The 12,769-nt window shown below is 32.7% G+C and carries 17 protein-coding genes; all 17 read left to right on the forward strand.

Annotated elements, in window-relative coordinates; genetic code table 11:
* Positions 1–39 precede the first annotated feature (39 nt).
* The 17 genes from L3J07_01150 (at position 40) to L3J07_01230 (ending at position 12,760) form a co-directional block, all read left to right on the forward strand.
* Entirely contained in the window at positions 40–1,584 is a 1,545-nt protein-coding gene (locus tag L3J07_01150) for a type IV secretion system DNA-binding domain-containing protein (GenBank protein MCF6276434.1), read from the forward strand.
* 3 nt (positions 1,585–1,587) lie between these two features.
* Positions 1,588–3,894 (forward strand): tetratricopeptide repeat protein, encoded by a 2,307-nt coding sequence (locus L3J07_01155; GenBank protein MCF6276435.1) that lies wholly within the window; start codon positions 1,588–1,590, stop codon positions 3,892–3,894.
* A gap of 29 nt (positions 3,895–3,923) precedes the next feature.
* Entirely contained in the window at positions 3,924–4,253 is a 330-nt protein-coding gene (locus tag L3J07_01160) for a hypothetical protein (protein ID MCF6276436.1), read from the forward strand.
* Between the two features lie 3 nt (positions 4,254–4,256).
* Positions 4,257–4,616, forward strand: a complete 360-nt coding sequence (locus L3J07_01165) for a hypothetical protein (protein MCF6276437.1) — start codon at positions 4,257–4,259, stop codon at positions 4,614–4,616.
* Positions 4,617–4,649: 33 nt separating this feature from the next.
* Positions 4,650–5,732 (forward strand): tRNA 2-thiouridine(34) synthase MnmA, encoded by a 1,083-nt coding sequence (mnmA, locus tag L3J07_01170; GenBank protein MCF6276438.1) that lies wholly within the window; start codon positions 4,650–4,652, stop codon positions 5,730–5,732.
* A 4-nt stretch (positions 5,733–5,736) separates the two neighbouring features.
* Positions 5,737–7,680, forward strand: a complete 1,944-nt coding sequence (locus tag L3J07_01175) for an alanine--tRNA ligase (protein ID MCF6276439.1) — start codon at positions 5,737–5,739, stop codon at positions 7,678–7,680.
* A 5-nt stretch (positions 7,681–7,685) separates the two neighbouring features.
* Complete coding sequence (locus tag L3J07_01180; GenBank protein MCF6276440.1) at positions 7,686–8,117, forward strand: GtrA family protein; 432 nt, start codon at positions 7,686–7,688, stop codon at positions 8,115–8,117.
* Positions 8,118–8,236: 119 nt separating this feature from the next.
* Positions 8,237–8,452 carry a translation initiation factor IF-1 gene (gene infA, locus L3J07_01185; protein MCF6276441.1) on the forward strand — a complete coding sequence of 72 codons (216 nt, stop codon included), beginning with the start codon at positions 8,237–8,239 and terminating at the stop codon, positions 8,450–8,452.
* Positions 8,453–8,460: 8 nt separating this feature from the next.
* Positions 8,461–8,598 (forward strand): 50S ribosomal protein L36, encoded by a 138-nt coding sequence (gene rpmJ, locus L3J07_01190; protein MCF6276442.1) that lies wholly within the window; start codon positions 8,461–8,463, stop codon positions 8,596–8,598.
* Positions 8,599–8,610: 12 nt separating this feature from the next.
* Positions 8,611–8,997 (forward strand): 30S ribosomal protein S13, encoded by a 387-nt coding sequence (gene rpsM, locus L3J07_01195; GenBank protein ID MCF6276443.1) that lies wholly within the window; start codon positions 8,611–8,613, stop codon positions 8,995–8,997.
* Between the two features lie 16 nt (positions 8,998–9,013).
* The gene (rpsK, locus tag L3J07_01200; GenBank protein MCF6276444.1) at positions 9,014–9,406 is read left to right on the forward strand and encodes a 30S ribosomal protein S11; all 393 of its coding nucleotides are present in this window, start codon (positions 9,014–9,016) and stop codon (positions 9,404–9,406) included.
* A gap of 14 nt (positions 9,407–9,420) precedes the next feature.
* Entirely contained in the window at positions 9,421–10,044 is a 624-nt protein-coding gene (gene rpsD / locus L3J07_01205) for a 30S ribosomal protein S4 (GenBank protein ID MCF6276445.1), read from the forward strand.
* Between the two features lie 96 nt (positions 10,045–10,140).
* Positions 10,141–10,923 carry a DNA-directed RNA polymerase subunit alpha gene (gene rpoA / locus L3J07_01210; GenBank protein MCF6276446.1) on the forward strand — a complete coding sequence of 261 codons (783 nt, stop codon included), beginning with the start codon at positions 10,141–10,143 and terminating at the stop codon, positions 10,921–10,923.
* A gap of 13 nt (positions 10,924–10,936) precedes the next feature.
* Complete coding sequence (gene rplQ, locus L3J07_01215) at positions 10,937–11,287, forward strand: 50S ribosomal protein L17 (protein MCF6276447.1); 351 nt, start codon at positions 10,937–10,939, stop codon at positions 11,285–11,287.
* A 4-nt stretch (positions 11,288–11,291) separates the two neighbouring features.
* Complete coding sequence (gene rplM / locus L3J07_01220; GenBank protein ID MCF6276448.1) at positions 11,292–11,654, forward strand: 50S ribosomal protein L13; 363 nt, start codon at positions 11,292–11,294, stop codon at positions 11,652–11,654.
* A gap of 5 nt (positions 11,655–11,659) precedes the next feature.
* Positions 11,660–12,064 (forward strand): 30S ribosomal protein S9, encoded by a 405-nt coding sequence (gene rpsI, locus L3J07_01225; GenBank protein MCF6276449.1) that lies wholly within the window; start codon positions 11,660–11,662, stop codon positions 12,062–12,064.
* Between the two features lie 309 nt (positions 12,065–12,373).
* On the forward strand, positions 12,374–12,760 hold the full coding sequence (locus L3J07_01230) for a pentapeptide repeat-containing protein (GenBank protein MCF6276450.1): 387 nt from the start codon (positions 12,374–12,376) through the stop codon (positions 12,758–12,760).
* The last annotated feature ends 9 nt before the right edge of the window (positions 12,761–12,769 follow it).

A 12,769-nucleotide genomic window follows, 5' to 3' on the forward strand; every position in this document is an offset into this window, starting at 1 on the left:
ATATGATATAATAAGATTGCGATAATATAAAATAAAAACATGCCAACACCGCAATTAAAATCACTACAAGCAAAACAAGCAAAACAAGAAGAACAGGAAGATATCTGTTTGTTCGCTGAAACCAATTTCCGAAATCAAATGCGGCGTTTTGGTATTAAACTAGACGACCGTCGTAGACATATGTATGTGATTGGGAAAACTGGAATGGGAAAAACAACAATGATGGAAAATATGGTTTTGCATGATATTTATGCTGGACATGGAGTTGGTTTGGTAGATCCTCATGGGGATTTTGCAGAAAAAATTATAGATTATATACCGACAAATCGTATAAATGATGTTGTATATTTCAACCCTTCAGACAGAGAAAATCCTATTGGATTTAATATTTTAGAGGTTAAAAATGAAGAGCAAAAACATCTTGTGGCTGCAGGACTTATGGCAGTTTTCAAAAAGATTTGGCCAGACGCTTGGAGCTCTAGAATGGAATATATTTTGAACAATACTTTACTTACTTTACTAGACAATCAAGGCTCAACTCTTTTAGGTATAAATAGGTTGTTAGGGGACAAAACATTTAGAAGCGAAATGGTGGCAAACCTAAAGGATCCTGTTGTAAAAGCTTTTTGGGAAAAAGAGTTCGCTGGTTATAATGATAGGTATGCTGCAGAAGCTGTCGCCCCAATTCAAAACAAAATCGGTCAATTTTTGAGCGCAACTGTTATTAGAAATATGGTTGCCCAAACAAAATCAACTATAAATATTAGAGAACTAATGGATAATAAGAAAATTTTTATAATGAACTTGTCCAAAGGAAGAATAGGAGAGGATAATAGTAGGCTGTTAGGTGGAATGCTTATCACACAGATTCAACTTTCAGCTATGGAGCGTGTAAATATTCCAGAAGCAGATCGTCAAGACTTCTTTTTATATGTGGATGAGTTTCAAAACTTTGCAACTCCATCTTTTGCCAACATATTATCCGAGGCGCGTAAATATCGTCTAAGTTTGATTTTAGCTCATCAATATGTTGCTCAATTAGACGAAGTTGTAGCAGACGCTGTTTTTGGAAATGTTGGAACTGTGGTTAGTTTTAGGGTTGGTGCCGCAGATGCAGAATCTATGGAGAAAGAATTTTCTCCAACTTTTGTTATAGAAGATATTGTAAATCTTTCAAAGTTCCAAATATTTTTAAAATTAATGATAGATGGGGTGGCTTCTCAACCTTTTAGTGCGGCTACAATGTCACCAATCGGTTCTCCAACAGGAAGTTATGATAAAGTATTGAGAGTTTCAAGAGAAAGATATGGAACTCCTAGGTCTGATATAGAAGAAAAGATATTAAGGTGGAGTCAGCCATCCGAGGAAGAGTTGGCACAAATAGAAAGAAAGAAAAATAAACAACAAAAAAAACAACCACCAAAAAAGATTTATCCTCACACTCCAATTAAAAAACCTCAGCCAAATAATAAAAAACAAAATTATGATAATAAACAAAATAAAGTAGAGGTTAAGCAGCCAGACAGGTCAAAAGAAGAGACCGTTTCACTTAAAAATTTAGTATTAAAAAATAAAGAAAAATAGTGTATGTCATTTTTAAAGAAAAAAGTAAGTAGTAAATACGATAAGTTATTTTCCAAAATAGGAATGATTATTTTTTTAATTGGAACTATTGGAATACCCCTTTTTTATCTTCCATTTACATCAGATGTTCTTACACTTCCAAAACAGCTAATGCTTTATTTTTTAGTTTTGGTTTTGTTGTTGGTTTGGCTTACAAAAGTTATTCTCTCAAAAGAGTTGGTGGTAAAGCGTACAATTTTTGATATACCAATCGCGGTACTTTTCCTAATTACAATTGTTTCATCTCTTTTATCACTGTCATCTTCTATTAGTTTTGCTGGTAAAACAGATATATTTTTATTAAATGCAAGCTCAATTATTGCTTTTATACTTTGGTTTTGGTTGTTTTTACAATTGGTTGATACCTCCAAAAAATGGAACACACTTATAAATACATTATTAGTCTCATTTTCAATATCTGCATTTTTATTTATACTTCTAGATTTGCCTGGTTTAGATATTTTACACAAATATATAGCACAAAATACAGTTAGTCAAAAAAGTAGTTTGTTCGGTATTTTTTCAGGTTTGGGAGCTGTTTTATCGTTGGGGCTACTTTCTATAAAAAGAAAAACCTGGACATCCAAAATTTTACCTGCAATTACTTTTTTCTTAACTTTCATTGTACTTTTGAAAGTTGGTTTTGCTATTTCTTGGATTATTTTTGCAATTGGAGCTGGAATACTTTTGGTAGTGAGTACAAGTTTGCTAGCAGAAGTTGGTGTAGTTGGAATTTCATTTAATTTCTTTATATTCCTTATTGCATTATTATTTGTATTTTTTGGCTCACCAAATTTGTTAAAAATGAATTTACCAGTAGAAGTCTCTCTTGGTGTACAGCCATCATTTCAAGTAACCGCAGACAGCTTCCTTTCTAGTGCAAAAATATTTTTATTTGGTTCTGGTCCTGGTACTTTTGTATATGGATTCTCAGAAAACAAACCTGTGGAATTCAATATGTCTAGTATAGTTTGGTCTACTAGATTTCAATATCCATACAGCTCAGTGTTTTCGCTTTTGCTGGAGTTTGGAATATTTGGTTTTATTAGTTTCTTATTCATACTTTTATTGGGTGTCGGTAGTGCACTTAGCGGTTGGCTCAAGACTAGACCTTCTGTTTGGAAAAAGAAAGGAGAAAAGGAAGATTCTGAGTTTTTGATAGAAGGGGATAGTGAGGTTGTTAGAACAGAAGTTTTTGTATTGGTTGTCGTCTGGCTTGTATCTTCTATTGGTTTAGCTTTAGCATTTTACGGTATTGTTTTATGGTGGCTCTGGTGGTGGCTTTTAGGTGCTGTTGTTGTAAGTTTGTCAGCTGTCATACCGGGGCTTATAAAAGAAAAAAGAATTTCACTCCATGTTTCTCCTCAATATTCTCTGGCATTATCATTTGGTTTTGTACTTTTGGTGACAGCACTTATGGTTTTTGGAGTGTTTAGTGCAAAGATTTATTTGGCAGAAATACACTTTACAAAAGCTGTAAGATCTTCAAATATAGAAGATGTGGAGTTAAATTTACAAAAGGCAGTTCAGTATAGGTCAAATTATGCAGATTATTATGTGGCCATAGCTCGTGTAAACTTGCAAAAAGCAAGAACAGAATCTATAAAAGAGGAGTCAAATCCAGAGTTAATTTCTGCGTTTATAGCAAACGCAGTAAATAGTGCAAAAGCTGCCACAAGTCTTCAACCAAAAAATGTGGAAACCTGGGAGACTTTGGCTGTAATGTATATGAATGCAAGAAGTGTTGTGCCAGAAGCAAATGATTGGGCAAAAGATGCGGTTCAAAGAGCAGTAGAATTAGAACCTACAAACCCTGTTTTACAGTGGTATTTGGGAGATGTGTCCGTTTTTGGTGAAGATCTAGATACTGCAGAGGAGGCTTACAAAAAAGCAATAGAATTGAAACCAGATTATTTGGTTGCCTATCTAAATTTGTCAGAACTGTTTGAAGCAAAAGAAGATTTAGACTCAGCAATTTCTGTATATACGCCTGTTTTAAATCTTGTTCAAAATAATTCAGAAGTACTGTTTAGTTTGGGAAGAATGTTTTACAACAAAAATGAAGGAGAAGACGATAGACAAGCAGAGCTTTTGTGGATTAGGGCGGCAGAATTAACACCAAATTACTCCAACGCATTGTATAGTTTAGGTCTTTTATACGAAAGAAGGGGGGATCGTGCAAATGCCCTAAACTTCTTTAAGCAAGTACAAGAGATAAATCCGGGTAATACAGACATAGCAGATAAAGTCAGGGCAACACTGTCATTATAATAGAAGTTTAAAATAATAATTTAATATTTATGCTTTTCTCAAAAAATTACAGACGACCATTTTGGCGAGGGTTTACGCATGCTATTGCTGTGGTATTTTATTGTCTTTTTGTTTCTACAATGTTGCTTTCTTTTGATAGCTTATTCAACGGTGAGATAGCTTCTGTAATACAGGTGACATTTGGACTCTTCTTATTTGTAGTGTCTGCTTCTGTTATCGCATATCTTATATTTTTTGAACCAATGAAAAAGACAATTCACAAAAGCTTCAAAGCTGCTAGCGTTATGCTAATGTCTACATTTGGTTGGTTATTTGTATTTTTGAGTGTGTTTATTATAGGTTTGGTTTATACATTATAGTTTATGAAAATTGTTAGATTATTACTGTCTTCACTTTTTCTAGTTTTATTTATAATTTTGTATAATTGGTTTTTTATTGGTTTTATTAGTTATGAATTTTCAGAAATTGCTTACAATATAATTTTGTGGGTACTTCTAATACCTTTTTTGTTTGTAAATGGAAAATGGTATTTCAAACAAGACGAGCCAAATACAAAAAAGGGAATTTTATTGGGAGTAGTTTGGATTGCCTCACTTATACTTTTAGAATTAATTTTAGGAAATGTTGTCTCTGGTCTGATTAGTTATATTATATTTTTTGAGATTTTACTTTTAGCTATTTTATTTGGTTTTGAGTTTGACTCTACATATTCTGCTCCTTGAGTATTTCTTCTTTTTATGTTAGTTTAAACCATTATGACAAAGAAGAAAGATAAAATATTAGTAGCAATGTCTGGAGGTGTGGACTCTGCCGTAACTGCATCTATTCTTGTGGGTCAAGGTTATGGCGTCACAGGCGTATATATGCGTCAGTGGAGCGATGAGGAAGAGGTAAAGGGGGTTTGCACTTGGAAAGAAGACAGAAGAGAAGCGATAAAAGTTGCTGCTTTTTTGGGTATTCCTTTTTTAACATTTAATTTTGAAAAGGAGTATAAAAAATTTGTAGTGGATTATTTATTCAAAGAATATAAAAAAGGAAATACACCAAATCCAGATGTGCTTTGTAACAAATTTATAAAGTTTGGATTTTGGTTGGATAAAGCCAAAGAATTAAAATTCGATTTTTTAGCAACAGGTCATTATGCTTCTATTTCAAATAAAAAAGGAGAATATTTTCTAGAAAAAGCAAAAGATAAAAATAAAGATCAAACATATTTTTTGCATCAATTAAATCAAGATCAACTAAAACATACTCTTTTCCCACTTGGAAAATTGAATAAAAAACAGGTTAGGAAAATTGCAGAAAAAAAAGAACTTCCAAATGCAAACAGAGAAGAGAGTATGGGAATTTGTTTTATCGGCGAAGTTTCAATTGGAGAATTTTTGGCACAAAAAATAAAACCAGAAAAAGGAAAAATAATTTTAAATGACGGTACACAAATTGGAGAACATAATGGTTTGCATAAATATACACTTGGTCAGCGTCAGCTTGGGGTAGACATGAAAGCAAGAGGTAAAAAAAGTAAGGCAATGTATGTAATTGCAAAAAATCTACAAAAAAATGAGCTTGTGGTAGGAGAGAGAGAAGATCCACTTTTGTATAAAAAAGAAATAAAAGTAAAAAATATTTCTTGGATTAGTGGACATGAGTCAAAATTTCCATTAAACTGTGAAGTAAGGCTTCGTCACAGGCAAGTCTTACAAAAATGTACAATCAAAAAAGATAAAAATAATGGTTTGACAGTAAATTTTACAAAAAAACAATGGGCACTAAGCCCAGGACAATTTGCAGTTTTTTATAAAAAGAACGTATGTTTAGGTGGGGGAGAGATTAACTAAAATTATGAACACAAACGAACTTAGAGAAAAATATCTAGAATTTTTCAAAGGAAAAGGACATCAAAGAATTTCCTCTGCTTCGCTTTTACCAGAAAATGACCCCACAACATTATTCACAAGTTCTGGAATGCAACCAATGGTTCCATATTTACTTGGCGAAAAACACCCACTTGGTGTGAGAATTACAAATTCACAAAAATGTTTTCGCACACAAGATATAGAGGAGGTTGGTGATAATAGACATACTACTTTTTTTGAAATGCTTGGAAATTGGTCGCTTGGTGATTATTTCAAGGAAGAGCAAATTTCTTGGTTTTTTGAGTTTATTACAAAGGTTGTAGGCTTAGATCCAGATAGAATTTATGTGACAGTTTTTCAAGGAAAGGAAAATTTAAATATTCCAAGAGATGAAAAGTCCGCAAAAATTTGGCAAGAATTATTTGTGTCTGCTGGAGTAAGTTCAAAAATTGTTGGAGATCCGGAATTTGGAATGCAAAATGGAAGAATTTTTTATTATGATGAAAGTAAAAACTGGTGGAGTATGTGTGGAAAGCCAGAAAAAATGCCAGTAGGTCAACTTGGTGGACCAGACACGGAAGTGTTTTGGGATTTTGGAGAAGAATTAGGGTTGCATAAAAAATCTCATTGGGCAGGTGAATCTTGCCATCCAAACTGTGACTGTGGTCGTTTTATGGAAATTGGAAACAATGTTTTTATGGAATATATAAAGACAAATCTTGGTTTTGAACTTTTACCACAAAAAAATGTTGATTTTGGTGGTGGACTAGAGCGAATAATGGCAGCAAAAAATAATGTGCCAGATGTGTTTCTTATAGATATCTTTGATAAAATGAGACAAACTTTGGAAAGACTGAGTGGTAAAAATTATAGTTCAGCAGAGGTACAAGAATCTTTTCGTGTAATTATGGATCATTTGCGCGCTGCAACTTTTTTAATTTCAGATGGCGCATGTCCTTCGAACAAAGATCAGGGTTATTTTACACGCAGACTTGTTCGCCGTGCTGTTAGATTTGCGAACAAAATTGGAATTGAAGGTAATTTTTGTGGAGAACTCGCAGATTCTGTAATAAATTATTATATAACTACATATCCAGAATTATCACAAAATAAAGATACAATATTAAGTGAGCTTTTAAAAGAAGAGGAAAAATTTAGAAAAACTTTGCAAACAGGTTTGAAAATTTTGAGAACTCAAATGCGTGTACAAGACCCAAAGTCAGGTCAAAAGTTAGATTTTGTTGATGTATCTGATGGATATGTACCAACAAAACTTGATGCTAAATTTTTATTTAATATGTATCAAACTTATGGATTTGATTTTGAGGCTTCAATTGAGGAAATCAAACAATTACCTAAAAGAAGCTTACTTCAAAATGAAATTGAAAACTTAAAAAATGGTTTCAACGAAGAATTAAAAAAACATCAAGAACTTTCCCGTAAAGGTGCAGAACAAAAATTTAAAGGAGGTATGGCAGACGACGGCGAGATGAGTATAAAATATCACACAGCGACACACTTACTTCACAGTGCGCTTAGAGAGGTGCTTGGTGACCGCGTAGAACAAAAAGGAAGTAATATAACTTCAGAAAGGCTTCGTTTTGATTTTTCTCATTCAGAAAAACTCACAGAAGAAGAAATTCAAAAAGTAGAAAGATTCGTAAATAAAGCGATAGAGAGTAATCTACAAACGAGTTTTAAAGAGATGGTTGTAGAAGAAGCAAAATCTCAAGGTGCAATAGGACTTTTTGGAGATAGGTATGGAGACAAGGTAAAGGTTTATACAATTGGAGATGGGTCGCAAATAGCAAGCAAGGAAATTTGTGGTGGTCCACATGTAGAAAGCACAGGAGGTTTGGGTAAATTTAGAATTAAAAAACAAGAATCTGTAAGTGCAGGAGTCCGTAGAATAAAAGCTATACTTGAATAACTAAAATGCAAATAGAAATTATAAAAATTAAAATAAAACATAGCCTAAATTTTCTTTGGGGTCTGCGTTTGGAATTTTTTAGATATTTTGTGGTTGGAATAACAGCACTTTTATTGGATTTATCGCTACTTATTCTTATAAAAGATTTTTTAAATTTAGATTCTGTCAGAGCTGTAATGTTGGGGCAAATTCCAGTCTTTTTTTATGTATTTTTTCTAAATAAATATTGGTCTTTTGGTAGTAAAAAAATGGTATTAATTCGTTTGCAGTTTATAAAGTACTTGATTGTAGTAGGATTTAACTATATAATAGGTATCGCGACTATGATTATTTTTAATCATTTTTTGGAATTCGATGCAAAACTTGTTAGAATTGGTACTATTGCCCTTGGGGTTTCTTGGAATTTTTTCTTGTATAGGTACTGGATTTATAGTTAAAAATGATATAATATTAAGATTATAAAAACTGCTAAAATAAGAAATAAATTAGAAATATAAAATTTGGCTTGACATTTTTTTCACTTTGGTGTAAAATGTTGCCAGTTAATTAAATACACATGTCGAACAAAGAAGTATTAGAAGTTAGGGGTACAATTGAAGAACTTTTGCCTGGTGCAAAGTTTAGGGTTAAACTTGAAAATGAGCACGAAATAATGGCACATTTATCAGGGAAAATGCGTATTCACAGAATACGTTTAGGTGTTGGTGATGAAGTAAAAATAGAAATGACACCTTACGATTTAAAAAAAGGAAGAATTACTTATAGATTTTAAATTTATTTATGAAAGTTAAGTCATCTGTAAAAAAACGTTGTATCAACTGTAAGGTCACTCGTAGACGTGGCGTTGTTTATATTATTTGTGAAAATCCAAGACATAAACAAAGACAAGGTACAAAACAAAGAAAGAAATCAGCCTAATAAAAGTATTTTATGAGAATATCTGGAGTATCAATACCAAAAGAAAAAAAAGTAGTAATAGCGCTTACTTATGTTTTTGGTATAGGCCAAACTAGTGCCAAAAATGTTTTAAAAAGTGCTGGAATTGATCCTGACACTTCTGTTAAAGATTTAACACAAGAGCAGGAAGACTCAATTCGTAGCATAGTAGAAAAAAGTTTAACAACAGAAGGTAATTTAAGAAGAATTGTTTCTTCAAATATAAAAAGATTAAGAGATATTAAATCTTATCGTGGATCTCGCCATGCAAAACGTTTGCCTGTGCGTGGACAGAGAACAAAAACAAATTCTCGCACAAGAAGAGGGAATGTTAGAAATCTTGCTACTAGCGGAAAGAAGCCAGGAGCACAAAAGACTTAATTAATTTGACATATTTATGGCAAAAGTAGCTAAAAAAGCAAAGAAAAAAAAGATTGTAAGGAATGTTCCAACAGGAAGAGTTTATATTCAGGCAACATTTAACAATACTATTGTTTCAGTAACTGATCAAAATGGAAATGTTTTGGGTTGGGCTAGTGCAGGAATGGTTGGTTTTAAAGGACCAAAAAAAGCTACTCCGTACGCAGCAAGCCAGGTAGTTAAAAAGGTGACAGAAGCTGTAAAGCAGTGCGGACTTAAAGAGGTTAGTATTTTTGTAAAAGGAATTGGCGGAGGAAGAGAGTCTGCAATACGCGCTTTCAACTCTAGCGGTATTCAAGTTTTGGCTATAAAGGATGTTACACCTATTCCACACAATGGTTGTAGACCTCGTAAAAGAAGAAGAGTTTAATTTAAAGTTTAGCTATGGGAAAGTATATTGGACCAAAAAATAAATTAGCACGTCGTTTTGGCGTACATTTAGGATTAAAAAGTAATCCTGCAAAAGTTTCTAAGCGTTTGAGTCAGCCACCTGGAGTTCAGGGTGTAAACAGAAGGCGTAAAAATGTTTCTAGTTATGGTAAACAGCTTTTAGAGAAACAAAAAGCTAAGTTTATGTATGGAATTAGAGAAAGACAGTTTAGCACTTATGTTGAAAAATCAAACAAAGTGTCTGGAGATTCTGGAAAAAATCTACATCAATTTTTGGAGATGAGATTGGATAATGTTGTTTATAAAATGGGTTTTGCAAAGACAAGAGCGCAAGCAAGACAAATGGTAAATCACTCATTATTTACTTTAAATGGTAAGTATATGAATATTCCATCACATAATGTAAAAATTGGAGACGAGGTCGCAATCAAAGAAAGTAAGATAAAAAAGAAAATTTTTGAAAATATAGAAGAAGACTTGTCAAATACTGAACTACCATCTTGGATTTCTGTAGATTCTGCAAAAAAATCAGGAAAAGTAGTAAGTACTCCAAATGAGAATGATTTTGAAAGAGTTTTTGATGTCAAATTAATAATTGAGTACTACTCATCACGTTAATATAAAAAGGAGGGGATCCTCTAAGGAATTATCTTAAAGTATTGTTTCAATAATGAAATCATATTTAAAGAGATTTCCATAATAAATATTTATTATATGGAGCAAATTTTATTGCCAAACACAATTGAGTTCAAAGAAGGTGAACAGACAAATGTAGGTCAGGTTATTATTACACCTTGTCATCAAGGTTATGGTGTAACATTGGGGAATGCTTTTAGAAGAGTATTACTTTCATCATTACCTGGCGCGGCTGTTGAGTCTGTAAAGATTAACGGTGTGCAACATGAATTTTCTGCTACAGAAGGTGTTGCAGAGGATGTTATAGAAATTATTATGAATCTAAAACAGTTGGCTGTTCGTTCTTTTTCAGAAGAATCTGTGACATTGTTTTTAAATAAAAAAGGGCTTGGAGATGTAACAGCAGCAGATTTTGAAAAGAATTCTGATGTTGAAATTTCTAATTTAGACTTAAAAATTGCAACACTTACAACTGCAGACAAGAATTTTGAAATGGAGATTACGGTTGGAAATGGTCGTGGTTATGTTCCAGTAGGAGAAAAAGATACAAAATTATTTGATTTGGGAACAATTGGTATAGATTCACTTTACACTCCAATTCGTGATGTTGGTTATAATGTTGAGTTAACTCGTGTTGGTGATGTGACAGATTATGAAAAATTGATTTTGAATATTGAGACAGACGGAACTATTACACCAAAAGAAGCTGTATCTCAAGCTGTAAAGATTTTAATGGATTATTTTGGGTTAGTATCAGATGCTTCGGCAGAAGTTAAGCCGGTAGTAAAGAAAAAAGCTCCAGCAAAGAAAAAAGCAGCTGTTAAAAAAGCTCCAGCTAAAAAGAAAACAACAAAAAAATAGGTAAAAAAATTTTATGCGTCATAGAAAACAAAAATTCACACTGGGAAGAGAGAAGGCACACAGAACTGCTCTTATTAAGAATTTGGCAGAAAGTTTGATATTGCATGGTGCAATAGAGACAACAGAAGCAAAAGCAAAAGCTCTTAAAACTTATGTTGAACCTTTGGTAACAAAAGCAAGAAAAAATACACTAGCTTCTCGTAGGCTTGTTATTCGTAAATTGTTTACAGAAAAAGCAGTAAAGAAATTGATGGAAGAAGTAGCACCAAAATATGTAGAAAGAGAGGGTGGCTACACTCGTATTATAAAGTTGAGAACTAGAAAAAACGATGGTGCTCCAATAGTTAAGATAGAGTTTGTTTAAAAATATGGCTATAGAAATAATTAGAAAAAAACATGAAATTGACGCAACAGATAGAGCTGTTGGTCGTGTGGCAACTGAAGTTGCTATGATTTTGCGCGGTAAAAATAAGGCTAGTTTTGCTCCACATACAGATTGTGGTGATTTTGTGACAGTTTTAAATTCTGGAAAAGTAAAATTTACAGGAAGAAAATTGGTACAAAAAGACTATTACCACCATACTATGCATCCGGGTGGTCTAAAAAGAACTCCTATGAAAAAGGTTTTTGATAAAGATCCTACAGAAGTTATGAAAAGAGCTGTTTATGGTATGTTGCCAAAGAATAAGTTGCGCAACAACATGATGAAGCGTTTGACTATTAAGGTTTAAATATTATGGTTGCTGATAAACAAAGTACAATGATCCGCACTGTTGGTAGAAGAAAAACTGCCACAGCTCGTGTTCGTATCCAAAAAGGAAAAGGTAATGTTGTTGTTAATGACAAAGAGTTGAAAGAATATTTTCCACTTATTTTGTGGCAAGAAAAAGTTTTATCTCCATTTGTTGTTTCAGGGAAAGAAGGACAATTTGATGTTTCTATAAGAGTATTGGGTGGTGGAGTAAACAGCCAAGCAGAAGCTATTAGACATGGAATTGCAAGAGCATTAGTAGAATTAGATGAAACATTTAAGCCAGCCTTAAAAGCAGAAGGATATTTAACAAGAGATTCGCGCAGAAAAGAAAGAAAGAAACCGGGAAGAAGAAGAGCAAGACGTGGTCATCAGTGGAGAAAGCGTTAAAAAATAAGCGTTTATTTACAATCTTTTTCCTATTCAATATCATTCTATTTTGGCTACAAATATTATAAAAAAGTTCAATATAGTATCGATATACTTCACTTTTTTATAAAATTTTCGCTCAAAATATAATAAAATTGATTTAGAAAAAAGATCATAAATAAACACTAAAAATTTCAAATAAAAAAACTGCCAATTATCTTCGGCAGTTTTTTGTTTTTAACCCTTACAAAATCTAATAAAAATGATAAGGTTTGTGCAGGTTAATTTAAATGTCAATTATTTAAATTGACAATAGCTTTGGAGATGAAAATGGCAGACGAGAGATTGGTTGAACGAATTTTTAAATTTGGTGGTGAAAAAATTATTGAAGAACACAGAAAAAACTCAGCACCTTCTATAATTATAGATTTAATGGGTGCAAAATTGGGAGGTGCAGATCTAAGAGGTACGGATTTGTCAGGAATATATTTGGTGGAAACAGATTTTGGACATGCAAATTTAGCCGGTGCAGACCTTTCAGACTCTTTTTTAGATCGTGCAGATTTTACTATGGCAAATTTAACCAATGTAAAAGTTGATCCTGCAAAACTTGCGGAATCACATTTTACTCAAGCTCGGATGAGCAATAAACTTTTTAAGGATACTTTGCTTGCATTTGAAGAAATGCGTAAGCGCAGAGGTTTGAATAAGAAATAAAACACAACT

This window comes from Candidatus Magasanikbacteria bacterium (assembly GCA_021648085.1).
Taxonomy (GTDB): Bacteria; Patescibacteriota; Patescibacteriia; order Magasanikbacterales; family UBA922; genus JAKITS01.